This window comes from Flavobacterium sp. N3904, from assembly GCF_025947305.1.
In the GTDB taxonomy this organism is placed as follows: Bacteria; Bacteroidota; Bacteroidia; order Flavobacteriales; family Flavobacteriaceae; genus Flavobacterium.
The window spans coordinates 3,349,525-3,375,739 of sequence record NZ_CP110009.1 but is presented as its reverse complement, the minus strand read 5'-3'; the positions used below and the strand labels follow the sequence as shown (position 1 = coordinate 3,375,739).

Annotated in this window: 29 protein-coding genes; 19 read left to right on the top strand and 10 right to left on the bottom strand. The window is 38.6% G+C overall.

The window, feature by feature from the left end; all coding sequences use genetic code 11:
* Complete coding sequence (gene mobA, locus OLM57_RS14360; RefSeq protein ID WP_264566915.1) at positions 1–432, bottom strand: conjugal transfer protein MobA; 432 nt, start codon at positions 430–432, stop codon at positions 1–3.
* 724 nt (positions 433–1,156) lie between these two features.
* Between mobA and OLM57_RS14355 the strand changes: the two genes are divergently transcribed.
* The 5 genes from OLM57_RS14355 to OLM57_RS14335 all read left to right on the top strand — a co-directional run bounded on the left by OLM57_RS14355 (position 1,157) and on the right by OLM57_RS14335 (position 7,336).
* The gene (locus OLM57_RS14355; protein WP_264564375.1) at positions 1,157–1,924 is read left to right on the top strand and encodes a ParA family protein; all 768 of its coding nucleotides are present in this window, start codon (positions 1,157–1,159) and stop codon (positions 1,922–1,924) included.
* A gap of 4 nt (positions 1,925–1,928) precedes the next feature.
* On the top strand, positions 1,929–2,345 hold the full coding sequence (locus OLM57_RS14350; protein ID WP_264564374.1) for a DUF3408 domain-containing protein: 417 nt from the start codon (positions 1,929–1,931) through the stop codon (positions 2,343–2,345).
* 2 nt (positions 2,346–2,347) lie between these two features.
* Positions 2,348–2,980, top strand: coding sequence for a conjugal transfer protein TraD (locus tag OLM57_RS14345; RefSeq protein WP_264564373.1), 633 nt, complete (start codon positions 2,348–2,350; stop codon positions 2,978–2,980).
* Between the two features lie 767 nt (positions 2,981–3,747).
* The gene (locus tag OLM57_RS14340; protein ID WP_264564372.1) at positions 3,748–6,549 is read left to right on the top strand and encodes an outer membrane beta-barrel family protein; all 2,802 of its coding nucleotides are present in this window, start codon (positions 3,748–3,750) and stop codon (positions 6,547–6,549) included.
* Between the two features lie 4 nt (positions 6,550–6,553).
* Positions 6,554–7,336, top strand: coding sequence for a GLPGLI family protein (locus OLM57_RS14335; protein ID WP_264564371.1), 783 nt, complete (start codon positions 6,554–6,556; stop codon positions 7,334–7,336).
* A gap of 543 nt (positions 7,337–7,879) precedes the next feature.
* On the opposite strand, the gene OLM57_RS14330 is transcribed toward OLM57_RS14335, so the two are convergent.
* Positions 7,880–8,035: a hypothetical protein gene (locus OLM57_RS14330; RefSeq protein WP_264564370.1), complete on the bottom strand. Its 156-nt coding sequence runs from the start codon at positions 8,033–8,035 to the stop codon at positions 7,880–7,882.
* A gap of 272 nt (positions 8,036–8,307) precedes the next feature.
* Here OLM57_RS14330 and OLM57_RS14325 point away from each other — a divergent pair, with 272 nt between their 5' ends.
* The 13 genes from OLM57_RS14325 (at position 8,308) to OLM57_RS14265 (ending at position 18,237) form a co-directional block, all read left to right on the top strand.
* Entirely contained in the window at positions 8,308–8,613 is a 306-nt protein-coding gene (locus OLM57_RS14325) for a DUF4134 domain-containing protein (RefSeq protein WP_413614328.1), read from the top strand.
* An 11-nt stretch (positions 8,614–8,624) separates the two neighbouring features.
* Positions 8,625–8,954, top strand: coding sequence for a DUF4133 domain-containing protein (locus tag OLM57_RS14320; RefSeq protein WP_264564368.1), 330 nt, complete (start codon positions 8,625–8,627; stop codon positions 8,952–8,954).
* Entirely contained in the window at positions 8,951–11,455 is a 2,505-nt protein-coding gene (locus OLM57_RS14315; RefSeq protein WP_264564367.1) for a TraG family conjugative transposon ATPase, read from the top strand. Before OLM57_RS14320 ends, OLM57_RS14315 begins: the two co-directional genes overlap by 4 nt.
* A 26-nt stretch (positions 11,456–11,481) precedes the next feature.
* Positions 11,482–12,114, top strand: a complete 633-nt coding sequence (locus OLM57_RS14310) for a DUF4141 domain-containing protein (protein ID WP_264564366.1) — start codon at positions 11,482–11,484, stop codon at positions 12,112–12,114.
* A 3-nt stretch (positions 12,115–12,117) separates the two neighbouring features.
* Positions 12,118–13,110: a conjugative transposon protein TraJ gene (gene traJ, locus OLM57_RS14305; RefSeq protein ID WP_264564365.1), complete on the top strand. Its 993-nt coding sequence runs from the start codon at positions 12,118–12,120 to the stop codon at positions 13,108–13,110.
* A 23-nt stretch (positions 13,111–13,133) separates the two neighbouring features.
* Positions 13,134–13,757: a conjugative transposon protein TraK gene (traK, locus tag OLM57_RS14300; RefSeq protein ID WP_264564364.1), complete on the top strand. Its 624-nt coding sequence runs from the start codon at positions 13,134–13,136 to the stop codon at positions 13,755–13,757.
* Between the two features lie 10 nt (positions 13,758–13,767).
* Positions 13,768–14,196, top strand: a complete 429-nt coding sequence (locus tag OLM57_RS14295) for a hypothetical protein (RefSeq protein WP_264564363.1) — start codon at positions 13,768–13,770, stop codon at positions 14,194–14,196.
* 20 nt (positions 14,197–14,216) lie between these two features.
* A complete protein-coding gene (locus OLM57_RS14290) occupies positions 14,217–14,504 on the top strand; it encodes a nitrogen regulatory IIA protein (RefSeq protein WP_264564362.1) in 288 nt (95 codons plus the stop codon).
* Positions 14,491–15,819, top strand: coding sequence for a conjugative transposon protein TraM (gene traM / locus OLM57_RS14285; protein ID WP_264564361.1), 1,329 nt, complete (start codon positions 14,491–14,493; stop codon positions 15,817–15,819). The genes OLM57_RS14290 and traM overlap by 14 nt, the downstream gene beginning before the upstream one ends.
* A 25-nt stretch (positions 15,820–15,844) precedes the next feature.
* The gene (gene traN / locus OLM57_RS14280) at positions 15,845–16,738 is read left to right on the top strand and encodes a conjugative transposon protein TraN (protein ID WP_264564360.1); all 894 of its coding nucleotides are present in this window, start codon (positions 15,845–15,847) and stop codon (positions 16,736–16,738) included.
* Positions 16,739–16,765: 27 nt separating this feature from the next.
* A complete protein-coding gene (locus OLM57_RS14275; protein WP_264564359.1) occupies positions 16,766–17,326 on the top strand; it encodes a conjugal transfer protein TraO in 561 nt (186 codons plus the stop codon).
* Between the two features lie 11 nt (positions 17,327–17,337).
* Positions 17,338–17,778: a DUF3872 domain-containing protein gene (locus OLM57_RS14270; protein WP_264564358.1), complete on the top strand. Its 441-nt coding sequence runs from the start codon at positions 17,338–17,340 to the stop codon at positions 17,776–17,778.
* Between the two features lie 117 nt (positions 17,779–17,895).
* Complete coding sequence (locus OLM57_RS14265; protein ID WP_264564357.1) at positions 17,896–18,237, top strand: molybdenum ABC transporter permease; 342 nt, start codon at positions 17,896–17,898, stop codon at positions 18,235–18,237.
* Positions 18,238–18,694: 457 nt separating this feature from the next.
* Here the strand turns inward: OLM57_RS14265 and OLM57_RS14260 are convergent, their stop codons facing one another.
* Genes OLM57_RS14260 through OLM57_RS14225 form a run of 8 tightly spaced genes read right to left on the bottom strand, consistent with a single transcriptional unit; the run spans position 18,695 to position 24,095 of the window.
* Positions 18,695–19,501 (bottom strand): PRTRC system ThiF family protein, encoded by an 807-nt coding sequence (locus OLM57_RS14260; RefSeq protein WP_264564356.1) that lies wholly within the window; start codon positions 19,499–19,501, stop codon positions 18,695–18,697.
* Complete coding sequence (locus tag OLM57_RS14255; protein ID WP_264564355.1) at positions 19,501–20,223, bottom strand: PRTRC system protein B; 723 nt, start codon at positions 20,221–20,223, stop codon at positions 19,501–19,503. The genes OLM57_RS14260 and OLM57_RS14255 overlap by 1 nt, the downstream gene beginning before the upstream one ends.
* Positions 20,220–21,395, bottom strand: coding sequence for a hypothetical protein (locus OLM57_RS14250; RefSeq protein ID WP_264564354.1), 1,176 nt, complete (start codon positions 21,393–21,395; stop codon positions 20,220–20,222). Before OLM57_RS14250 ends, OLM57_RS14255 begins: the two co-directional genes overlap by 4 nt.
* Before the next feature lie 17 nt (positions 21,396–21,412).
* Positions 21,413–21,631 carry a PRTRC system protein C gene (locus OLM57_RS14245; RefSeq protein WP_264564353.1) on the bottom strand — a complete coding sequence of 73 codons (219 nt, stop codon included), beginning with the start codon at positions 21,629–21,631 and terminating at the stop codon, positions 21,413–21,415.
* 17 nt (positions 21,632–21,648) lie between these two features.
* Positions 21,649–22,188, bottom strand: a complete 540-nt coding sequence (locus OLM57_RS14240; protein WP_264564352.1) for a PRTRC system protein E — start codon at positions 22,186–22,188, stop codon at positions 21,649–21,651.
* Complete coding sequence (locus OLM57_RS14235) at positions 22,175–22,549, bottom strand: hypothetical protein (protein ID WP_219317163.1); 375 nt, start codon at positions 22,547–22,549, stop codon at positions 22,175–22,177. Before OLM57_RS14235 ends, OLM57_RS14240 begins: the two co-directional genes overlap by 14 nt.
* Before the next feature lie 52 nt (positions 22,550–22,601).
* Positions 22,602–23,675 carry a DUF932 domain-containing protein gene (locus OLM57_RS14230; protein WP_264564351.1) on the bottom strand — a complete coding sequence of 358 codons (1,074 nt, stop codon included), beginning with the start codon at positions 23,673–23,675 and terminating at the stop codon, positions 22,602–22,604.
* A gap of 42 nt (positions 23,676–23,717) precedes the next feature.
* Positions 23,718–24,095, bottom strand: coding sequence for a single-stranded DNA-binding protein (locus OLM57_RS14225; protein ID WP_264564350.1), 378 nt, complete (start codon positions 24,093–24,095; stop codon positions 23,718–23,720).
* Between the two features lie 570 nt (positions 24,096–24,665).
* Here OLM57_RS14225 and OLM57_RS14220 point away from each other — a divergent pair.
* Positions 24,666–26,168, top strand: coding sequence for a family 43 glycosylhydrolase (locus OLM57_RS14220; RefSeq protein ID WP_264564349.1), 1,503 nt, complete (start codon positions 24,666–24,668; stop codon positions 26,166–26,168).
* Positions 26,169–26,215: the final 47 nt, after the last annotated feature.

Sequence of the window (26,215 nt, the reverse complement as noted above, 5' to 3'; positions counted from 1 at the left end):
CTATTTTTTCAAATGATTTGCTTCAAATTCTTCTGCGATCTGAATGATTTTTTGACACAATACAGCCAATTCAGCCGTCTGTTTTTCCAATTTGTAGAGGTATGCGGCCGCCTTTTTTTCTGAAAAATTACGGTACAATAGCTTTACAATCTGGTTGTAATTCACGCCAATGGAGCGGAACTGACTATGATAAGAAGTCAACCGCATATAAAAATCCAACATCCCTTTGTCAATTTTGATTGTTTTAATCTCCTTTCCAAACAGTACGCAAATGATGAATTTCGCTTTATTGGTCATTCCCGACGCTTCAAAAAGGGATAAAAATTTTGCATTCTCTTCTTCCGTAAGACGAAAAACGTGGCGGTGAATACTCGGATCACTCTTTGGTATTCGTCCGCCTTTATTCTGTTTTCTAATATTGTTTTCTTTCATCATTATTCCATTTTTAACTCCAGCAAAAAAGCCTGACTTCGGAAGGGTTTTCAGCCCCCAGCAGGGCAAGTTGTTTTGAGGCACGAACTCGGTTTCGAGTGCCTCAAAACACAACTTGCCGTGTTCTGGCGAACACAAAAATCCGCCCTGCGGGACGGATTAAATGAAGCAGGGAAAAACGGCTTTGGGCCGTTCACTTTATAACCTAATCTTTCGAAATGCTTTTGCATAAATTCATTAGTAAAAATCACATTGCAAAGTAAATATCTCTTTACAAGAGTACTGCACTGTGTGCCAGTGCCAAATTGTGCCAATGAAGGCTAATGGGTTCCACCTTAATATAAGGACGTATATATCTGCATTTCTTTGTATCTGCCAGCGGATGTAATCAGGTAACTATGTTGGTACGTAATTCCTCAATTAGGTATGCGACCGCTTATGTATATACAAGCGTATGGATGTTGATAAATGCAGATGAGGTTATAAAATTACATAGTTGCATAAGTGCCAATTTACAGACTTGGGTTTGTACATAGATAGGTCTGATGATACAAAGCTATAGGTATAGCTATCTAAAGATAGACCTACATATGTCAGTATTCAAGCAGAGCAATAGCTGCTTGAATGGGTGCATAGCTTTCTAAAGCATTACATACATATCAACAATCGTATATAAATATGTACATGTGCAGTGATCTAAGTAAATAATTAAATACAGTTAAAAATGAAAACAGAACACAAAACAGTATTCATTGCTTTTTCTTCCCAAAAGGGAGGTGTAGGCAAAACCACCTTTACAGCTCTTGCGGCCAGTACGCTGCATTATCGTTTGGGCTACAATGTCGCAGTATTTGATGCCGACTTTCCACAACATAGTTTAATGAAAATGAAGACTCGTGATTTGGCTATGGTGATGGAAAATGAGTTTTTAAAAAGAGCGGCATTCAAACAATTTACGACAATTAACAAAAAAGCTTATCCGATCATTCAGCATAAAGCTGAAGGTGTATTGGAGGCTGCGCATGATTTTTTAGAATCCAATTCCGTTCCAATTGATTTTATCTTTTTTGACCTTCCGGGAACAGTAAACACTCCCGGTATTTTGAAAGCTCTGGCGGGGATGCACCATATTTTCACGCCTATTGTAGCTGATCGTGTAGTTATGGAAAGTACGCTCATTTTTACCCAGCTGATGAAGGATGTTATTATGAAAAAAGGAGAAACCTCCATTGAAACCATTAATCTGTTTTGGAATCAGGTAGATGGTCGTGAACGCTCGCCCCTGTACGATGTTTATAATAAATTGATTGATGAGTTGGGCTTAAGTCTGATGCAATGTCAGATTATGAACAGCACACGTTTCCGCAAGGAGAGTGAAGCGGGTGCCAAAACTGTTTTTCGGTCAACTTTAATACCTCCCGATGAACGGTTGATGAATGCTTGCCGCTTAGACCAGTTCATGACGGAATTTTTAAGAATCGTTCAATTGTAATAGCATGGAAAAAGACAATAAGAAAAAAGCAATTCCAGAAATCAACGAAGAGTTAATGATGAATTTGATGGTAGAGGGAATAAAGAAGGAGGGATTACAACTTCCACAGGAAGAACCCGAAACTCCGATAAAACCATTGCAGGAAAAGACTTTATTGAAGGAACGGAACAAAGGCAAAAAAGTAAATGATCAGGATTACGAAAGTATATTTTTCAAAAGGCCTGACACCAATGCCCGTGATGGCAAAACGGTATATATCCGACCGGACTTTCATGAGAAACTCTCTCGGATTGTTCAGGTAATAGGGGAGGACAAGATTACCATTTACGCCTACCTGGACAATCTTCTCGAATATCATTTTCAGGAATTTGGAGAGCAGATTACCACAAGTTACAACGCTAAATACAAACCTATCTTATAATTATGGAAACAGTAATCGTTATATGCCTGCTCCTAATTATTGTTTTGCTGTTACAGGATAAGATTGTTATCATGAAAAGGGCGGAGGAAAAAACAATGCAGGAAAAAATTAATCCGAACCTACCCGATATTATGGGGCAACCCAAACCTATGAGAAGTCTATCAGTGCCAAAGGGCGTCACTAAAAGCCTAATTAAAGAGCAGGAGCAGGAAAATGATAATTTTGATTTTGAAATCGACGATGAAGATGTTGATATGCAAATTCCGCAGGAAGAGCTGGAAGAAGTTTTTGGAAATATACCTGATTTTGAGGAAGAGGAAGAAGAATGGAACAAGTATGGAATATCTGATGGAAATAACGGTTTTGCCCAAGGGGTTACCTTTGAAGAACTAAGCTCTGTGGGGATGTTGCTGCAAAAAGAAAATTTGGAGCCATCTCAAAAGGAAACAGCGGTTGCCATAGTTCAGAAAATACAGGGAACCGAATTATTCAGCCTACTGGAAAATTCTATGGAAAGTGCTTCTCGTAAAATAGCTGAGCTATTGGATGGTTGTCTTTCTTCTGAAACTAATTCCGGTTCTTCTTTTTTGCTGAAAAATGATTGGGAGGATTTTGATATTGGAGATTTTGTGTGAATAAGTTGTAAATAAAATTAATAGGTTCAAATCTCTCCATGGTCACTATAAAAAAACAAAAGCCTGAGAACATAGATCCTCAGGCTTTTTTTATGTTTCGAAAATCCTTTCGAAATTTTTTCTATTTCACAAAGTCAGTATTTGAGGGCAATTTCGGTTCGAACTCCATCAAGGATCATTATTTTTTGTAGTAAAAATATACTTTTTACCTTAGTTCTACTTTTTGTTTGGATGTCCATTATCATACTATGTAATTTTATAGATCAAATGGAAAAACATAGCCAACTATAATAGTAGTAGTTCCAGCAGCACTCTGCAGATAATCAGGACGAAATCGTAATCAACGTAGATGAACCTCCATTCAAGAATTTAAGATCAGCTTAACATTGAAAATATTACAAAAAAATGATTCTAAAAATAAATAATTAATCATGATAATAAAAGTAAAGTCTTTATTAATATTGTAGTATTTTTATCTATTTTTGAACCATATTTATATTTACTATTATAGTAACAATCATTAATTAAAATCGTTAAAATTTACACCGCTAACAATCAAAACCTCGCAAAAAAAATTATGAATTTTATAAAATCATGTCACTATACTTCAGCAATCCTGTATCAAAGGGTGCTATTTCAATTTCTATTTTAGAGTCTACAATCGTGCATACTTAAAAAACAAATTACACAACAAGAGCATTTTATTTCTATTTCTCAAAAATAGAATCGAACTATAATGCCTCTTTTCAAAAAACCACAACCAATTAATGAGACAAACAATTCTATTATCATTATGTTGCTTTCTTTTTTTATCAAATACTTTACAGGCACAAATATCAGGCACAGTTAAAGGATATGTAACAGATACCATAAACAATTCTACTTTAACGAATGCATCAGTCTCTTTGTTAAGAGCACAAGATTCCATTTTAGTAAAATTTACCCGAGCCAAAGAAAATGGTTATTTTGAGTTGAATAATATTAAGGCCGGTAAATTTATTTTACTGGTTACTTATCCCAAATATGCTGATTTTGTAGATCAATTTTCTGTTGATTCCACAAAGTTAATCCAAGATTATGGTAAAATTAATTTGGCTGATAAAGGAAGATTACTATCCGAAGTAATTATAAAAGGCAATAGAGCCGCCATGAAAATCAAAGGAGATACGTTAGAATTTGATCCAAAAGCATTTAAAATAGAACCTAATGCAAAAGTGGAAGATCTGATAAAACAATTCCCAGGAATACAAATTGATAAGGACGGAAAAATTACCGCTCAAGGCGAAACTGTAACCAAAGTTTTGGTTGATGGTGAAGAATTTTTTGGTGATGATCCCACTTTAGTTACAAAAAATTTACGTGCGGACATGGTTGATAAAGTACAATTGTACGACAAAAAAAGTGACCAAGCCGCTTTTACAGGAATTGATGATGGTCAGAAAACCAAAACTCTAAATGTTAAACTTAAAGAAGACAAAAAGAATGGTCATTTCGGGAAAGTAGAACTAGGAGAAGGAACTGATAATTTTTACAAAGGGCAAGCCATGTTTAATAAGTTTTGGGATAAGAAAAAAATAGCAGCTTATGGCATCGTAGGCAACACAGGACAAGTAGGATTAGGATGGGGAGATAAAGATAAATATGGCCAAAGCAGTTATCAAGTAACTGATGACGGCGGTATTAATTTTTCAAACAATGGAAATGATGAATTTGAAAGTTGGGATGGACAATTTAATGGTGAAGGAATTCCAGTAGCTCAAACCGGCGGAATACATTTTGACAATAAATGGAACAACGATAAAGAGTCTATCAATGTAAATTATAAAATTGGCGATATCAAACTTTCAGGAAATCGCACTGATATTAACCAGCAAAATTTAAGTTCAACCAGTATTTATAATACTGCAGACAAGGTTTTTGAGAAAAACATGACTAAAAATAAACTTGACCTCGCTTATGAAATTAAAATTGATACTACTTTAACTTTAAAATTAAATGTAGATGGATTATTTAAAAATAGTAATTCAAGTGATGCAGAAATGCGAAAAGGTACCGACGAACAAGGTAACCAATTGAATAATTCGAAACAGACAACTACAAACGATGTTGATGATAAAATATTCAATATGAATTTTTTATTAACCAAAAGACTTAAAAAAACGGGCCGAACATTTTCTCTTAATTTAAACCAATCAAGTACAGATAGCAAAAGTGATGGATATTTAAATTCTAGAGCTGAATTTTATACAACATCGGTAATTAGTCCAGATAGTACCAAAGTAGTCGATCAAAATAAAGTCAATAATATTAGCAATACAGCTTTTAAATCAAATTTAATCTATACCGAACCCCTATCCAAAAGTCTAACAGCAATTCTTAATTATGGATTCAGCGCTAGCAGCGGAAAAGCTGATCGTAAATCTTTTAATCAGTCTTCAAATGGCGATTATAATGTTTTGGATCCCATCTTTAGTAATAATTATGAATTAGACCAAACGATAAACCAGCTTGGAGCGATTTTTAATTACAAAAAAAATAAAACTGTTTTTTCTTTTGGTTCTAAATTTAGCGGTGTAAACTTTAAACAATATGATGTTTATACAGATAGTTCTTTTAAGCAAAAATTTGTCAACTACATGCCTCAGATAAGCTATCAATATAATTTTAAACAAAGAGAAGTACTGCGTCTATCGTATAACGGAAACACCGATCAGCCGACACTAGATCAAATACAGCCGATAGCAAATAATCAAAACCAATTAAATACGATTGTGGGTAATCCAAATTTAGATCCATCTTTTAAAAATAATTTTAGGGGAAATTATTATTCGTATAAAGTACTTAGCAATCAATATTTTTCGGTTAATGGATCGTATAATTTCACGCTAGATCCAATAATAAGTAATGTGGTTACAAATGATAGAGGACAAAGTATATCACAATTTGTAAACCTAAAAAACAAAGCTGCAACAAGTTATAATTTAAACGGTAATTTTGGCAAAACAATCAAAGCCATAGACATGACAGCAGGAATTGGCTTAAGCGCCAACAAAAATTTAAACTATAATTACATCAATACACAACTGAATCAAACTAAAAATTCAATTTATTCTTTTAATTTAAACTTATCAAAGAATAAAGAAAAAAAATATAATTTTAATACTAGCTTCGGACCTACTTACAATGTTGCTGATGCAAGCATCAACGAAAATAGTCATAGTAATGGCTGGGGTTTTAATGGAAATTTCTGGTCCAGTATACAATTACCTTTCAAACTAGAAATCAGCACAGATGGTAATTACCAATATAATGGAAAAACGCAAGTGATTCCGGAAACTTTTGAACGTTTTATTTGGAATGCCTCTATCACAAAAAAATTTTTAAAATCAGATAATTTAAGAGTTTCTATAACGGGAAGAGATCTTTTGAATCAAAATGTAGGATTTAATCGTTTTGCATTAAATGGAAATATCAACCAAAGTACTTATACCACTATCCAAAGATACTTTATGTTCTCTGTAAGCTGGGATTTCAGCAAAATGGGCGGAGGAGAAATTAAACAAAACTAAAACCATGAAAACAATAATAAACCGCATCTTAATTTTAATAATTGTATTGACCAGCTGCAATACTTTTGCACAAAATAACCACTTTGTACAAAATGGCATAATCGAATTTGAGAAAAAATCGAATATGTATGCTTTGATTACAAAAAAAATAAAAGGAGAAACTGATAGTTATTATCAAGCTGCTTTTGAAAGTTATAAAAAAACCAATCCACAATTTAAAACTACAAAAAGCATTCTCAGTTTTTCAAAAAACAAGAGTTTATACAAATGGGTTGAAACAAATCAATCAGCAAGCAACAGTTGGATTGCTGACGATGCAATGGCTAATTTAAAAAATGTTATCGCCACAGATCTAGATACCCAAACCAGCATTACCCAAAAAAACGTTTACGATGATTTATACTTAGTTAAAGACAGTTTACGCAAAATTGATTGGAAAATTACCGATGAAACAAGAGAAATTGCAGGTTATGAATGCCGCAGAGCAAATGCTATAGTTCTCGATTCTGTTTATGTTGTTGCCTATTACACTATTCAAATTCCATTTGCTGGTGGCCCAGAATCTTTTACAGGATTACCCGGAACAATTTTGGGATTGGCTATGCCACACGAAAATATGACATGGTTTGCTACAAAAGTTACAGAAATTCCAGTTTCTGACAAAGATTTAGCCCCGCCAATTAATGGTAAACCTACTGACAATAAAGGACTAAACAAAATACTTTTGGATGCTTTGAAAGACTGGGGAAAATGGGCAAGAAAAACATTACAAGCCTATTCCCTTTAACAAGCTATTGAAGCTTACTTATTACACAAAACCTTATCTAAATGTTTCCTGATATTTCCAGAATATATCAATGGAACCAGTAATAGTATAGAAGTCATAGAATTGCAGTTATCATAATAAATATAAATGGAAAGATACCTTTTTGCTAGAAAAAAGTTAAGACTGTTTATTTTATTTTTTTATCAAAAAGAATTATTGAAATTTGATTTCAAAATAGAACTATGGCACTCATTTATAACAAATTGTCATAGTTATAAATTGATGTTTTTATTTCGTGGCAAGATCGTGGCGCACTTGGTCGAAAAGGTATTTAAAAATCCTTTCACGTAAATCAAAATTATATTCAGGCGTTTTTAAGGTAAAATCATTTTTTGCCAATACTTCTTAAATGGCATAGAGACAAGCACTCCTGGTAAATAGTGCATATTCTTCGGGAAATTGAGAGTACTGACTAAGAATTTGGGCGCAAAAGGAATTGCGGAGAGAGTTTTAGTATCAAGAAAGATCACTCTTATGCATACCGACTGTGTCTTTCTAGAGTCGTCACGCTGTGATTTCGTTTATTGGATTCAAATGTGCACTAATAGCTGAAAAGGTGGTAATTAATTCTTCCTTTGGTATAGAATTTAATAATGAGATCGAGTCAGCAAGAGCGGCTTGTCCAAAGAATTCCGAATACTTAACTATAATTCCCATCATTTTTATTATCATTAAATTTATTGACCGCGCTAAGATAATGAATGTAAAATCATATCAAGTGTAAATTTAAATGCTTGTTGATCTCAGTGAACACATTAGCTACATAATTATTTTAGAGCACTATGATATTAAAATGTTATTTGTAAATGCCACTTGTGTCCAAACTATTCCTCACACTGCCACTTTGATATAACACCTCCTTTTCCATAAGACCTTTGTTCCCTGAAGCCCGCAAGGTGCGGGAAGACATAACAATTTAATATGTTTTAATCATGGAAAAACAAAGAAAAAAAGCCCTGCTGGCAACAATGGTAATGCTGACAGGTTTGGGAGCGATCGCACAAGGAGACGGTTCAGCTGGTATCACCGAAGCCACTCAAATGGTTACGTCCTATTTCGATCCTGCCACACAACTCATCTACGCTATTGGAGCCGTGGTAGGTCTCATTGGAGGTGTTAAAGTGTACGGAAAATTCAGCAGTGGTGACCCCGACACAAGCAAGACTGCAGCAAGTTGGTTTGGTGCCTGTATCTTCTTGATTGTTGCGGCTACCATTTTGCGTTCCTTCTTCCTTTAATCCCTTGCCTTATGAATTACAATATCAACAAAGGCATCGGAAGGACGGTAGAATTTAAAGGACTGAAAGCGCAATACCTGTTCATTTTCGCAGGCGGACTGCTTGGTACACTGATCCTAGTCATGATACTATATATAGCTGGCGTAAACTCCTATGTCTGCCTGTTCCTCGGAACAGGCGGCGCTTCGCTGATTGTATGGCAAACCTTTTCACTGAACAAAAAGTATGAGGAACATGGGCTGATGAAAATAGGGGCAAGAAAAAGACACCCACGATACATCATCTGCCGCAAGCCGGTACATCGTTATTTAAAGTTCATCTCTAAATCGAATGCCGTATGAGAAATGCAGCCAAGATCACTACGCTGGAAAATAAGTTTCCTTTACTGGCAGTGGAAAATAATTGTATTCTGTCAAAAGATGCAGACATCACCGCTTGTTTTGAAGTGCGGTTGCCCGAACTGTTCACGGTAGCATCCGCTGAATATGAAGCCATTCATTCCGCTTGGCACAAAGCCATCAAGACTTTGCCCGATTATACAGTAATCCATAAGCAAGACTGGTACATCAAGGAAAACTATGCCCCAGACATTGCGGGGGATAGTTTGAGTTTTTTGGGTAAATCCTACCAGCAGCATTTTAACGAACGTCCTTTCCTGAACCATTATTGCTACCTGTTCCTGACAAAAACCAGTAAAGAACGCATGAGGATGCAAAGCAATTTCTCTTCGCTTTGCAAAGGTACATTGATACCGAAGGAAATCAGGGATTCCGAAGCGATCCAGCGCTTTATGGAGGCGGTAACGCAGTTTGAACGTATCATTAATGACAGTGGCTTTATAAAACTGCAGCGCCTGACCGAAGATGATATTATTGGCACGGAAGAAAAGCAGGGTCTACTGGAACAATACCTTACACTTTCAAGGGAGGCCGGAACACCGATGCAGGACATCGCACTCGGAGGAGAAGAGGTACGTGTCGGCAACAAAAGATTGTGCCTGCACACCTTATCCGATACGGACGACTTGCCCTCAGCAGTATCAGCAGATACCCGTTACGAAAAACTATCTACCGACCGGAGCGATTGCCGTTTGTCGTTCGCTGCTCCAGTTGGATTGTTACTAAACTGCAATCACATTTACAACCAATATCTGTTTTTGGATAACAGCGAAGATAACCTGGAAAAGTTTGAGAAGTCGGCAAGGAATATGCACTCACTGGCTCGTTACAGCCGTGCCAATCAAATTAATAAAGAATGGATAGAACTCTATCTGAACGAAGCACACAGTTTTGGACTGTCATCCATCAGGGCACACTTTAACATCATGGCTTGGTCGGATGATCCTGGTGAGCTTAAACAGCTAAAGAACGACAGCGGTAGTGCTTTGGCATTGATGGAATGCAAACCCCGTCATAATACAACCGATGTGGCTACACTCTTCTGGGCGGGTATACCGGGAAATTCGGGAGATTTTCCAAGTGAAGAAAGCTTTTATACGTTCATTGAACCAGCTTTATGCTTCTTCACCGAAGAAACTAACTATCACAATTCGCCATCGCCATTTGGTATTAAGATGGCAGACCGTCTAACCGGAAAACCCATCCATTTGGACATTTCAGACCTGCCTATGAAACGAGGGATTATTACCAACCGAAACAAGTTTATACTCGGTCCTTCGGGGAGTGGTAAATCTTTTTTCACCAACCACATGGTTCGGCAATACTATGAACAAGGTGCACATGTCCTGCTTGTGGATACCGGTAACTCGTATCAAGGGTTGTGCGAACTTATCAAAGGAAAAACCAAAGGAGAAGATGGGGTTTATTTCACCTACACAGAAGACAATCCCATTGCTTTTAATCCTTTTTATACCGATGATGGTGTATATGATATAGAAAAAAGAGAAAGTATCAAAACACTGATTCTGACACTATGGAAGAGGGATGATGAACCACCAACCCGTTCCGAAGAAGTGGCATTGTCCAATGCGGTAAGTGGTTATATTGAAAGAATCAAACAGGCTGAATCCCAGCCTTCCTTCAATGATTTTTATGATTATGTACTCATCGATTACTGGAAAGTATTGGAAGAAAAAAAGGTACGAGAAAAAGACTTCGACATCGCTAATTTTTTGAATGTACTGGAACCGTACTATAAAGGAGGGGAGTACGATTACTTACTCAATTCCGATAAACAGTTAGACCTGCTTTCCAAACGCTTCATCGTGTTTGAAATTGATGCCATCAAAGAGCACAAAATCCTTTTTCCTATCGTGACCATCATCATTATGGAGGTGTTCATCAACAAGATGCGCAGGCTAAAGGGTATCCGCAAACTCATCCTTATTGAAGAGGCTTGGAAGGCGATTGCCAAGGAAGGAATGGCAGAATATATAAAGTATCTCTTCAAAACGGTTAGGAAGTTTTTCGGTGAAGCCATCGTGGTAACACAGGAAGTCGATGATATCATCCAGTCGCCCATCGTCAAGGAAAGTATCATCAACAATTCCGATTGTAAAATTCTGCTGGACCAGCGCAAGTACATGAACAAGTTTGATGATATACAGGCTATGCTCGGACTTACAGACAAGGAGAAGGCGCAGGTGCTTTCCATTAATATGAACAACGATCCCTCGCGACTTTACAAGGAGGTATGGATAGGCTTGGGTGGAATCCATTCGGCGGTATATGCCACAGAAGTCAGCATTGAAGAGTATCTCGCCTATACCACTGAAGAAACCGAAAAAATGGAAGTCATGCAACTTGCCGCAGAATTGGGCGGCAATGTGGAACTCGCCATAAAGCACATCGCCATCGCTCGGCGTGACCAATCCAATCAATAGTTAGTAACAATTAAAAATTAGAAATCATGAAAAAATTAATTTTAATGGTGTGTGCAGCAGTAATGTTGGCTGTCGCACCCTCCGCAAAAGCTCAATTTGTAGTTACCGATCCCTTTAACCTGGCTTCGGGCATTCTGAACAGTGCCAATGAAATCGTACAGACTTCATCCACTGTATCGAATGTTATCAAAAATTTCAAGGAAGTAGAGAAGGTATACAAACAGGGTAAAGAATATTACGACAAGCTTCAGGCGGTCAATAATCTAGTGAAAGATGCGCGCAAGGTGCAGCAGACGGTCTTACTGGTAGGTGATGTTTCCGAGATGTATGTTACCAATTTCGGTAAGATGATGAATGATCCCAATTTCACACCTCAGGAACTGGCAGCTATCGGCAATGGTTATTCAGCACTGCTAAATGAAAGTACGGAGCTGCTGAAGGAATTGAAGCAGATAGTATCTTCTACCAAGCTTTCATTAAATGACAAAGAGCGTATGGATATTATCGACCGAGTGTATAAAGAGGTAAAAGAGTACCACAGCCTTGTCCGCTATTACACCAACAAGAACATTTCGGTCAGCTACCTCAGAGCGAAGAAAAAAGACGATTCCAAAAGAGTGCTGGAACTTTATGGGACATCCAACCAAAAATACTGGTAAGCCATGGAATGGAATAACCTTCATGAAGTCCTGCGTTCGCTGTATGACGATATGATGCCGCTCGCCTGGGATATGGCGGCGGTGGCGAAAGGCCTAGCTGGCTTGGGTGCCCTGTTCTATGTTTCATTAAAGGTTTGGGGGGCCTTAAGCCGTGCTGAGCCTATAGATATGTATCCATTATTACGCCCATTTGCCTTGGGACTTTGCATTATGTTTTTTCCGACTATCGTGTTGGGAACCATCAACGCAGTACTAAGCCCTGTTGTCACGGGAACTCATGCGATACTCGAAGACCAGGTGCTGGACCTGAATAAATTGCAGCAGCAAAAAGACCAATTGGAATATGAAGCAATGGTTAGAAATCCCGAAACCGCCTATTTGGCTTCTGATGAGGTCTTCGACAAAAAACTGGACGAACTCGGCTGGTCGCCTTCCGAGATCGGAACAATGGCAGGAATGTATATGGACAGGCAGGAATACAGGATAGAGAAAGCGTTGAAGGAATGGTTCCGCAATCTGCTGGAAGTACTTTTTCAGGCGGCAGCACTGGTAATTGATACCATACGGACGTTTTTTCTGATTGTCCTTTCCATACTGGGACCAATAGCCTTCGCCATTTCGGTGTGGGATGGCTTTCAGTCCACGCTCACACAGTGGTTCACACGATACATAAGTGTTTACTTGTGGCTTCCTGTTTCAGATTTGTTCAGCTCCATGCTGGCAAGGATACAATCCCTGATATTAGAACGGGATATCGCCATGTTGTCTGATCCGACATTCATTCCCGACACGTCAAACACTGTGTATATCATCTTTATGATTATAGGCATTGTCGGATACTTTACCGTTCCAACCGTGACAGGCTGGATTATTCAGGCTGGCGGTGCAGGGAATTTTACCCGTAATGTCAATCAAACGGCAATGAAATCAGGAAATATTGCCGGTGCCGGAGTTGGTTCTGCAGCAGGAAATATCGGAGGTCAGCTACTTAAATAATGTAAAACGATTAATCAGAAAAAATGGAATTTAAAACGCTAAGAAATATCGAAAACAGTTTTCGCCAAATCAGGTTGTATGCCCTTGTATTTGCTGTTCTCTGCACCAGTGTTGCAGCATATGCCGTATGGCAATCCTACCACTTTGCAGAAGAACAACGCCAAAAGATCTATGTGCTGGACAATGGCAAATCATTGATGCTGGCACTTGCACAGGATGCCTCCATCAACCGTCCGGTCGAAGCGAGGGAACACGTAAGACACTTTCATGAATTGTTCTTTACGCTGGCTCCCGATAAGAATGCTATCGAAAGTAATATGAGACGGGCGTTTAATCTTGCCGATAAAAGTGCCTTTGATTATTACAAAGACCTTTCGGAAAAGGGATACTACAACCGCATTATATCAGGTAATGTGCAGCAACGTATCGAAGTGGATAGTGTGGTCGGCAATTTTGACACCTATCCTTATGCGGTCCGCACCTATGCCAAACAGTTCATCATCCGTTCCAGCAATGTGACCAAACGTAATCTGATTACTTCCTGCTATCTGGTCAATTCCGTCCGTTCGGACAATAACCCGCAGGGCTTTAATATAGAAAAATTTTCGGTGGTCGAAAACAAGGACATTGAAGTTATCGAACGCTAAAAATAATCGTATGGAAACATTTTCAGATTTAAACACCTTCGCTATAACCCTTACCGAAAAAGGATATAGCGGTTATTTCCACACGCAGGGCGCGTATCCCGGAAACCTAAAAGACAGTATCTGTGAATACCTCGAAAGTTGCCAAAAAGATGCCGACAATTTGCCTAAGCAGGAATTGTTGCTGACAAGCTATCTGCAATGGTCGGGAGAAGATAAGCCTCGTGTAGAATGCAATATGTGGATAGAATACCTGAACGGCAAATTCTCTCTCAACAGAATGGAGGTAGCAAAAAAAGATGGTTTCGGACAACTGATGAAAAAATCAACTTTGACAGAGCTTTCTATACTAACTGTACCCAAAGCAATTGCTTCAATCGCTTTGGTTAGTGAAGAGCCGAAGCAAGAGGCAGAAAAAAGTCTAAAGCGTTTCAAGCTATAACAAAAAGAAATTAGAAGGCTATGAAAAAATTAAGAACAACTATGGACAGGTACTTTGACAAGCTGGATGAACGTTGGCGGGTATTGCCCATACAAAAACAGCATCAATGCCTGCTGTACTTCTTTGTGGGCTATCTGCTACTTACCGCGGGGATCATTGGCAAAGTATGGTATGAAACTTCAAAGTCCCGCAACGATATAGGCATTGAGCATATCGAGAACCCCATCCACAAAAAAAATGAAAGTCCTACAAAATTGCAGGATACATTAACAACAATTTTAAAAAATAAGATGTATGAAATTAAATGAGAACAAAAAAACGGTTGTTCGGGTAACGGAAGGTAACCCATCAGCAATCGATGATGTCTTGCAAGACAGTACCAGGAACAAAGTCAAAAAGCTTAAAAAACCTCTTATATTCGGTTTGATGGGTGTTGTGTTCCTCTGCTGTATGTACCTGATTTTTAAACCCTCTTCCGAGAAAAAGGAAATCGAGAAAATCGGACTGAACGAAGTCGTGCCTCAGGCTACGGGTGCAGGAATGCCTGATGATAAGGGTAAGGCATACGAAGAGGAAATGCTGGAACGTAAGAATCAGGAAAAACGGAACGATCTCACATCTCTTTCTGATTACTGGAATGAAGACGAAAAAGGAGAGGAGGGAGGCGAGTTGCCTGAAGAGGAAGAAAGCTATAGTAGTGCCAACAGATCTGAAAAAGACAGTAATCGCGCTTTGAACAGTTACCGCAACGTGCAAAGCACATTAGGTTCTTTCTATAAGGACGATAATTCTGAAACGAAGGAACTCCGTAAGCAATTGGAAGAAGTAAAGGGAAAACTGGCTGAGAAAGATGATCCAGCCAAAGTAACGGTAGATGACCAATTGGAAATGATGGAGAAATCCTATCAGATGGCTGCAAAATATCTTCCTTCAGTTACAAATAGGGGAGAAGCAGTGCCTGCCAATGGTCCTGTTTCTAAGTCTTCACCTTCTACTCAAAAAGAGCAGTTTGTGGCATTCACAACTACAAGAAAGAACACCATATCCGCCTTGTATCGTGAGCCTAGCGATAGTGTTTTTTTAGCTGATTGGGGCCAGAACAAGAACAGCCGTTTTTATACAGCTGGTACATTAGAGCAAGTGGTACAACCCAAAAACAGTATCAAAGCCTGTGTACAGGAAACACAAACTATTATCAGTGAAAGCGGAGTACAATTGCGGTTACTGGAATCCGCCCAAACGCCTAATCAGGCCATTCCCCAAGGAACAATTTTAACGGCTAACGCAAAACTTGAGGGAGGACGTTTACAGATGCAGGTAACTTCCATAGAATTGAACGGAAACATCATCCCGGTTGATATTACTATTTATGATCTGGACGGTCAGCAGGGTTTGTACGTGCCTTTTTCGCCCGAAATGAATGCCCTTAGCGAAATGGCAGGGAATATGAGCCAGCAATCCGGAACAAGCCTGATGCTTACCCAATCAGCAGGACAACAGGTTGCCGCTGATTTGAGCCGTGGTTTAGTACAGGGCATTTCGGGCTATTTCTCCAAAAAAGTGAAGACACCGAAAGTTACCTTAAAGGCAGGTCATCAACTGTTTCTTGTCTCCAAAAAATAATGTAAAACATAAATAGAATTAAACAATGAAAAATCATTTTAGAACCTTGTGGGCATTTGCCCTGATCATCGGCTTTGCCGTATCCTCTTTTGCACAAGACAGCGCAAAAACTCCTCTTGCTTTGGGCAAGATAGAACCCTACTGTATGGAAGTTACTTATGACAAGACTTCGCATCTGATTTTCCCAACCGCTATCCGCTATGTGGATCTGGGTAGTGAATACCTGATTGCGGGAAAAGCTGAAGATGCGGAAAATGTACTTCGTGTAAAAGCATTGGTAAGGGAGTTTGAACCAGAAACCAATTTTTCAGTGATTACAAATGACGGCCGATTTTACAGCTTCAATGTGAATTACAGTTCCTGCCCACAGACGTTAAGTTATGACTTGCAGGCGATGCAAAAAACTATAGACAAGGCCAGCGGAAACGATGTTCTTTTTGAAGAGTTGGGAAATAACTCACCATCTCTGGCAGGTTTGTTATTGGAAACCATTTACAAAAATGATAAGCGCATTGTAAAGCATATTGGGGCGAAAAGTTTTGGCATACAGTTTATTCTGAAAGGAATTTATATCCATAATGGTAAATATTATTTCCATACCGAACTCGCAAACCGTACCAATGTTCCTTTCCAGATTGATTTTATCAATTTCAAAGTGGTGGATAAAAAGATTGCTAAGCGAACCGTGATACAGGAAAGACCAATGATACCACTGCGTACTTACAAGCCACTGGGCGAGATTGGCGGAAAGACAACGGAGCAGAATGTGTTCCTGCTGGATCAATTTACCATTGCCGATGACAAGATGTTACTGATTGAGGTTTTCGAGAAGAACGGTGGCAGAAAACAAACGCTACAGATAGAAAATTCGGATTTGATAAAGGCTCGTTTGATTAACGATATGCACCTGAAATTTTAATAATTTATTAAAAGTAATAATAGAAAAATGAAAATGTATATCTATACGATGGTGTTTGCATTAATAGGCATGACTATCACCCAGGCGCAACGCATGCTGCCTAATCAGAAAGGACTGGAAGTAAACGCGGGAATCTTGTCCGATGACCATCTTGGTAGGAACTACTACCTCAATGTGGGTATGACCGTGAATGCTAAAAACGGTAATTATCAGGTTTGGGCTTTGGAATATACGAAGCAGTATGATGTGTACAAAGACTTCCGCTTACCACGGGAAACCTACACAGCAGAAGGTGGTTACAGTTTTTTCCTGCTGGGCGATGCCCGTAAGAACATTAGCCTGAATTTAGCTATAACAGGTGTGGTGGGTTATGAAAGCATTAACCGTGGAGAAGCTTGGTTGTATGATGGGGCAAAAATACTGACTGAAGACAATTTTATCTATGGTGCAGGCGGACGACTGTCTTTTGAAACATACCTTTCTGACTATTTTGTACTGATTCTTCAAGGACGCACAAAAGTTTTGTGTGGTACGGATCTGGAACAGCTCCGGCCTTCAGTAGGTCTGGGATTAAGGATTAACTTATAAAATATAAAACAATGATAGCATTTTTCAATAAATTCAGAATAGGATTGCTGCGAATATATGTATTGCTGGCAATCCTGATAAGTTCCGTTACATCCTGCAGCAAAGACGAACTTGAAATACAAAATGATTTCCCTTTTGAGGTAAAGGTGATGCCCATACCTAAAGAAATTGTCAATGGCAATACCTTAGAGATCAGGCTAAAGATAGAACCAACCTATAGTTATACTAACACGCAATACTATCTTCGCTACTTTCAGTTTGATGGACAAGGGACTTTGCAGTATTATAATGAGCTGCCGTATCTGCCCAACGATTTGTACCAATTACCAACGAAACAATTCAGGTTGTATTATACTTCGAAATCCACCGTCTCCCAATCCTTTGAAGTATGGATTTCGGATAATTTTGGGAACGAAAAGCAGTTGAGCTTTGAGTTTAACAGCAGTGACTAAAGTTACAATGGAATAAATGAAAACCGACCTGCATTTATGCAAGTCGGTTTTTTGATTTTCAACTTTTCTCATAAGATGATTTTGTTTTAATTTACTTGGATTATAATCTTTATAATTATGGATGCAGTTACTTCTCAATTGTTACTGGGTATTATACCCCTTGTTATAGGTATAGGACTTATCTACTGGGTAAGCCGCAGAAAGTTTTACAGACGTAATGTGGCTAGTTTGGAATGTTTTTCGAGCTTTGAGGCATCTGTGTTTGTCCGCTTTTTGGAACGAATATGTAAGTGGCTTGCATATGGCTTAATTGTACTTGCTATTCTTACGCTGTGGTCATATTCAAGGATGAAAAAGGATAAGGAAAAACAACAGCAAGAAGTGAAAACAGAGCAGTCTGAAAAGGATAAGGAAAAACAACAGCAAGAAGCGAAAACAGAGCAGTCTGCGTACCGCTAATATTTAAACTAGCAAAAAAAATTGGCTAAAAGATGTATAGTAAATAGCTAAATACCTACTTTTAATAAAAACATCTAAAATATTATTTTTTAGATGTTTAGAATCTAATTATCTGTCATGGGCATAGGAACATTTGGTAATTCATATATAACTTTTTTTGGTTAATAAATTTAAGAAATAAAACCTTAAACAGTAAAAGATTAAAATCCAACTCTAACCAAGCGGCGTTCTTTTGCTTCTTTTCTTAGGTCGCTGATTTGGAAAGAAAAGAAGTCCTCTAAAACAACGAAAGGGATAATGAATATCCCTTTGAAATTAGATTGCAGCCTGTTTGGTAAAATATATTAGAGAAATTTATGGATTGACATATATTTTACCAAAGTGGTTGCACTGATTTGACGCAAAAAGACTGTCCCGACCATAGGAGGGAGTGTCTTTTTGCGCCCGATTATGGCTATTAGGCGACTTTTATGGGGTGGGTGCGAAAGTCCTTCAGATTGTGAAAAAATCCCCTGTACGGTGTCATACCATGCCGAAACAAGCTCCATAAAAGCGAACAGCCCATTTGGGTCAAAGAGGAATTGATAAACAAATCCTGTTTCTCCAATGCTTCCGCTAAACTGCAGCTCGGCGTGTCGTCGTCCTGTTCGGACTGCTTCAATATTTCTCCAAATTCTTCCGTAATCATTGGCAGGCTTGCCACCGTTTCGTATTTCTCCGAATTGGGTTGATGAATGTTTCCTATGGTAGACAGTAACACTTGCCCTGTATGCTGGCTGTTTCCAAAATCCAGCCAATATTTAGGTATGTCCCTGTGGTGTCTGCGGTTGCATATTTCTTTCAGTATTTCAGCAACACCAAACCTCGCCTGTACATTGTCCACGCAGGTAATGTATAAAGTCGCCTGTGCATTTTCGGGTATTCTGCCCAAACGGTCCTTTTCAAACTTTGCGGTTTCGGCTTTCCAATTTGTACCTGAAAAGCGGTTTGCACGGTTGATGAGGGCAATGGATTTGTACAGGCCTGTTTCACTTTCAGCAAACCGCTGTCTTCCTAAATTGGCATTAGTCACAATATCATCATCCCACAAACGGACGTTCAATCCTGCGTGTCCCAATTCGATTAAACTATGGTTCATTTCCATTAAAGCGGTCAAAACCTTTGAGCCTGTGCCACCTGCACCGATTAGGTTTAGGGTAATGGGATTGGTTGGACTTATCAGATAATTGTCTGTAAAATGTACTTTTGGTATCTCGGTATTCATCACAAAATATTTTTAAGGGTTTTGTTGTTCTTTTTTAATACATCTTTGGGAAAGACTTCGTTTGTTTCAATCAGTTTTTTCCAAAGGCTTACGCAATTCCCTTTTATGGGATTTTGTTTTACTAATAAATGACTAAAATAGCTGTTGAAAAAGTAGTTTTCCCAAGTAGTTGCAAATTCCTCCACAGAAGCGGAATTTTTAATATCTATGCTTACAGTTCCCATACATACTTTGCCATCTTCATAAATATTGAAGAAAGGAGCATAATACAATACTGTATTTTCTGTTGGTCTTCTGTCGGTTGCAAGAGCAAATACCGCAAGGCTGTTTTTGCTGGCATACCAAAGCATTGGCGGTACATACGCTTTGCCGTTGGGTATTCCTAAACCGTTCACAAAATATAATTGTTGTTCCTGTGCTTTGGTGTACCAAAGTACCGTGCCTTTTTCGCTCGGATTGATATGCAGTATATTGGTCGGCAAAATCCCTTTTGGCTTTAAAAAGGCTTTATCTTTTTCTTTATCGGATTGTAAAGCCTTCGCCAATATTTTAGCTTCATTTACGGTTAGTGGATGGGCATTGATAGGATTTCCGTTTTTGTCCATATCAAAATGCTCCACGTACATATCGGTATTCGTTTCTTTAGTTTGGTAAAAAACCAATGCGGATTTTGGGTGGTAAAGCGTTCCAAAATTCTCGGTTATGTCGTTTACATTGTTCATTTTCTTGTCGTTTTATAGTCATACAGTAGCGTGCATAGTTCGTTCAAAAGAGCAAACAGGCGGTTCTCAAAATCAAGATTGGTTTGTGTAATGTTGCTTCCGTCAAAGCATTTGCAAATGGTTGGTTCTTCCATTGCTCCATACTCGTTAAACTCATTGTTAATACTGTCGGCAAGTCTCTCATACAACCAACCTGTGGTATCTGCTATAAAGGAGATGTATTTTTCCATTCCAACGGTTTCGGAGTCGTTTTCATCATTATAGGGGTCTTCTTGGGGTCTTGGTGCGTTTCGGAAAATGCTCTCGTGTGGATATTGTGCATAAAGGGCAAGGGCATCGCAAGCCACTTTTTGACACTCTTGGTCGAATGTATCACTGCTTTTAAAATGGTTTAAACGCTGTTCAAAAACTTGTAAATTGATACGGTTGAACAGTTTTTGTTCTATTCGTTCGCCTATCCATTCGGCTCTTGCAATCTCTGCAATATAGCTATCTGTTTCATCTGTATAATCATCTTGTTCTATCCAATCGTTCATCATTTCGTACATCCAATACAGATAGCTGTTTTCCTGTCTGTAATAGGGTATGTCAACAATATGGTACAGATAACTGCAAACCGAAACAAGTAATTGAGCGTTTTTTTTGCGCTTTGGGTCATGGAGCATTTGAAAGAGTGGTACAATTGGAATATAGTACAGGGTTGTGCCTGTACTGTATCGTTCTTCGCTTGTGAAAAATGTTTTCTTACTATCCTGTACCAAACGTAAATTATCCCAATTTACATTGATTTGTTTTAATTTGGTTTCAGCATCCCACATAGCCAAAGCCATATTGTAGGGGGAGCCATAATCCTGTGTTTGTAACGGATTGATGCCATAATGTTCTGCAAGTTGTGAAAGGGACTTGTAAAAATCCCTCTCCGTTTTTGCAGTTCTCTTACAAGCCTGTACGGATTGCACTGCTTTCAGTTTAGGCAGAAACGTACACTTTAGAAAACCATTGGTAGCATCGCTATTGGTACGGATTTCTGTTTGTCTTTCCGAACCTCGTTTGCATCTTTGGCTCTCTGCATCCAATGGGCGAACTCGCTTAATTGCTGGTGCAGTTGCCGCTGTATTTTCTGCTGGGGTATGCTTATAGTTCCCGATAGGATATTGCGTTGCATAGTTCATCGTTTTTGATTTTTGGTTTAACCTTTTGTCCCCATTACGCTTTCCAATTTGTATTCTATCCTATCATCACGGATAATTGGGGCAGATACTTTTGCCGTGGTTAGTATGGGATACGTATTGGCGTAAAAATTCAATACCGCTTCCACACTCCAACCTGGTTCGGGGTCGGTCAGTCTGATGTCCTGTCCTTTATCTTTAAGTATAAATACTCTTTCTAACTGTGTTGCTAATAACATAACTCTTGGATTTTGTATTAAACATTAGGTTGCTCTGTTGCAAACAGACCTGTTGAAGAAAACTTGTCTGATAGTTCCGATTTGCGTTTTCGTATCTCGTCAGCCTTTTCGGGGAACTCCGTCATTTCGGGTACTTTCATCCACGCATCACGGAATTTGCCTTCTTTTTCCAATTCATCCGCTTTTGCCATTCCCTCTTTAAATTTCTTGTCTTTGGCTTCCTGTTCCTTTTTCTCTTTTTCGCCTTTTTCCTTTTCCATTGCCGATTGCTTTTTAGCTTCTTCCAATTGTTTCATAAAGGCTTCCATATTTACCATTAAACCTGAAGCGGTTTGCAAAGGAGCTGTTATCTGCTGAAAAAATCCCTCGTCCAATTCTTCTGCCGTTCCCCTAAGATTAAGTGGTGGTATCAGTTGTTTTGCGTTATCTCCACATTGCTCATTTAAAAGTATTATAGAAACAATAAAGTTGTTTGCTATACCCTTTGAAATAGTTAGCTGTAAATCTCCTGTAATGCCCATTTGGGCTATCTGATTGAAAAAATTAGTCGTTTCCATAATTTAGTTTGATTTTATAGTCTAACATTTGTTTAATTGTAGCTTCGTCATGTCCAATGGCACGTAAGCGTTCTTCATATTTTTCCATTCTCTCCCTGTAATCCTGCTCGGCTTCTTTTCCACGCAGTATCAATAGGTGTGTGTTCCAGCCTGTCATAGCTTCCCTAATTATAATATCAAGTTTAAATACGTATAATCTTTTTTCAGAGTGTTCCTCCTCAGACAGCTCAATCTCTGCATATTGGTTTAAAACGTTCCAATAATTCAGCGACCAATCTTGTTTGTCTCTGCGTTCTGCTTCTACAAATTGGTTAAAAAGGTAGTCTGCAAATTCGTTTTTGTCCTTATTTTCCTTTGTCATGATTGCGATTTTTAAATAGGCGACCACCTGTGCAGGCAGTCGCCTGTAATTATTAATTGAGATTTAAGATTTCCGCACCGTCTATTGAAAAGGCAGTACATAATTCAAATGCTTTCTGTGATTTGAGTTGAGCCGTTCCACCCATTACAATACTTTGCAACTTGGCTTCATCATCCTTGTAACTGCGTACATTTTGGTAGTAGCCTGTCACAGCATTATACGCCCCAAACAATGTGCCTTTGGTTGTGTCCATTTGTTGGGTATCGCTTGTCATAGCGTATGCAAAGGCATCTTGCACCACATTTTTGAACACGGTGGAAACTTCATCTTCCGCACCCTTTTTGAGCAAATCCAATGTTTCCTTGTTAGGGCAAAGTGCTAATTGGATTAGCTTTTTTACTTCTCTGTCTGTAACTCTTACCTTAGTCCATTCATTAAATATTCCCTCTAACTGTGTGCTTAAGGTATCCGCCAAGCCCATAAGTTTGTGGGCATTTTCCAAATGCTGTTTTGCTCCCGAAGTATGTTTGATGCGTACCACGTTGCTCATATTACGAAGCGAGGCGTTAAGGGTATTTTGGCAAACAATGCGGATAGGGGTGAAGGCTGCTGTTATGCTTCCGCTGCCATCGTGCGAAGTGGTTAGGAAAATGTACTTTTCTGTTACATCATCGCCATTGCCCACACGGATATAATCGGGCAGTTTGGCTGTAATGAATATGCGTTCGCCTTGTCCCAATGCTCCTGCGGTTTCGTAGAGAATACCCTCGTCACCGCCTACAATAGCATCAAAGAAATTGAACGCTTCACGGTTTTGTACGATGTGATAATCTTTGCCTACCACACCCAATACGGCATTGTTATCGGTGCGGATATTAGCAAAGTAGTTGGGAACGTACAGTTCGTTACTGCCTATCTCTATACCATTTGCCGTTTCAATAATGCCCGAACCTTTGGTATATAAAGGTGTTTTGATGACTTCATAGTCTAAGCCTGCGTGTTTTATGGCTTCTTCACTTGTTGGGTATTGCTCTACAATCTGCCCCAAACCGTGCCAAGCTTTTTGGTTTACGCTAAAGAATGAATAGTTTCCTGTTTTCTCGTTGAAATTGATATTATGTGCCATGATATAATGATTTAAAAGTTTAAAAAAGGTTGATGCTAGTTGTTAAAATGGGAGGTCGTTCTCTGGCTTGTCAGAAGTTGTTCCTGTGGTAGCCTGTACCGTTTCCAATTTTTTACCGCCGCCATGCGTTTTGATTTGCGAGGTGTTGAAGTTCAGACCTGCGTGTGCTTCTCCATTATTGCCTGTCCACGCTCTTGCGCTAACCCTACCTGTGAGTTCCACAAGAGTGCCTTTGGTGAGTATACCTGCCACCTTTGGGCTAATCCAGTAAGCGCAGTCGAAGTAGGTTGTCTGCTCTATACGTTCGCCCGCTTTATTTCGGTAGTTGTCGTTGGTTGCTACTGAAAAGTTTACTACCTGTTTGCTGTTAGACAATGTGCGTACCTCCGCATCTTTTGTCACTCTTCCGATAATGTTCATGATTTCTCTTTTTTTAGTGAATTAATTTTTTTTAAATTTTATTTATTTGGCAATGAGAGGAGGTGCTGTTTTGTTTCATCATTACCATTTTTAATATTTTATTTTTCATTGCTGACATTTTTTTTATTCGTCTAAAGAGCCGGAGTATGCTATGTTTTGTTTCATGAGCATAAAAAGGTTAGTGTTTAGCAATGGCAAGGCTTTGACAAAAAATACAACCCGGAGGGGTGGAGATTTTTTGGCAAATCCGCAGGACCCGGCCTTGCTATTGCGTTAAGAACACGGAATTACCTTTGCTCCTGAAATAAGACAAAAGCATACAGGTTCTTTGAATACAAAAAGGAGGGGGAAGCAGCGAAGAGATTAGGAAATAGTGCTAATAGATCAGAAAATTTCATCAATTATGACAAGATCTATAAATCGATGTTTAAAATTTTTTCTTAAACTGCTGCTGATGGAGTTATTGATTGATAATATTAGATGTAGTTACAGTATGAATTCTTATGGTTAAATAGACTATAAGTTACCTGCAAATTGTATATTTGTGTTTCTATCTATATACTTTAACCAATGAAAAAAAAGTTATTATTTTTGATGATCATATTGTTTTGTGCAATTAAAATCTCAGCACAAAACCAGCCGCAATCAACCAATAAGTCAACCTATCAAAATCCTATCTTCGGAGGGGATTACCCAGATCCTAGTTTACTGAGAGAAGGCAAGGATTATTACATAGTACATTCATCTTTTGATTACTATCCAGGACTTACAATATGGCATTCACAGGATTTAATCAATTGGACACCTGTTGTTAGTGCACTGCAAAAATATGTTGGGGATGTATGGGCGCCTGATCTGGTAAAATACAATAGCAAATATTACATTTATTTCCCAGCCAATAAAACCAACTTTGTAGTTACTGCTGATAATATTGCAGGCCCTTGGAGCGATCCCATAGACCTTAAAATTGGCAATATTGACCCTGGTCATGTTACAGATGACAAAGGTGACCGCTTTTTGTATTTCAGCAATGGTGATTATATTGGTTTATGCAAAAATGGTCTGGCAACAACCGGAGCAGTAAAACATGCTTATGATGGCTGGGCAATTCCAAGAGAATGGTCTATTGAATGTTTTTGTATGGAAGGGCCAAAACTCTTTAAAAGAGGCGACTATTATTACCTAACTGTCGCCGAGGGCGGCACCGCAGGACCTTCAACAAGTCATATGGTTATTTCAGCACGTTCTAAAACCCCATTCGGTCCATGGGAAAATTCTCCGTACAATCCGGTAGTGAGGACTCAAAGCAGCGATGAACGCTGGTGGTCGAAAGGTCACAGTACGGTATTTGAAGATTATAACGGCAAATGGTGGATGGTGCTACATGCCTATGAAAAAGGGTTCTATAATTTAGGGCGCCAAACTCTTTTACAGCCAGTGGAGTGGACTAAAGATGGATGGTATAAAGTACCTGATACTATCCAGACTGATAAGCCCATTACAAAACCTATAGGAACCGAAGTGGCTCGTTTTTCGCAAAGCGATGACTTTTCCGGCAGTACTCTTAAGCCACAATGGAAATTTTTTCAAGGGGTAGAAAATTCTCGTTTTAAAGTAGCTAATAACAGTCTTACAATTAAAGGTAAAGGAAACGGAGTAGGTGACAGCTCACCTTTAGTTTGTGTACCCTCAGGTCATTCCTATACTGCTGACGTAGAGATGGAAATTGAAGGTAATGCAGTAGGTGGACTGGTACTCTTCTATAACGGAAGCTACTACTCGGGAATTTTGGCTGATCAGGAAAACATATTGTCAAATCTTAGGGGATGGCAATTTGAAACAGAAAAAAAAGTGCATAAAAGACATGTGTACCTTCGACTTAAAAATATAAACAATAATGTGGATATGTTCTACAGTCTTGATGGCAAGCAGTGGCTTAAAACAGAGAATTCAGCTGAAGTTTCTTCTTATAACCATAATGCGCTGAGTGGCTTTTTAGGCCTTAGAATTGCTCTTTGTTCAATTGGCAAGGGAAGTGTAACTTTTAAAAAATTTAATTATACCCCTTTATAATTGTTTAATACTACTATAGAAGCAGAAGGCAGTTTTTAATTTGAAAC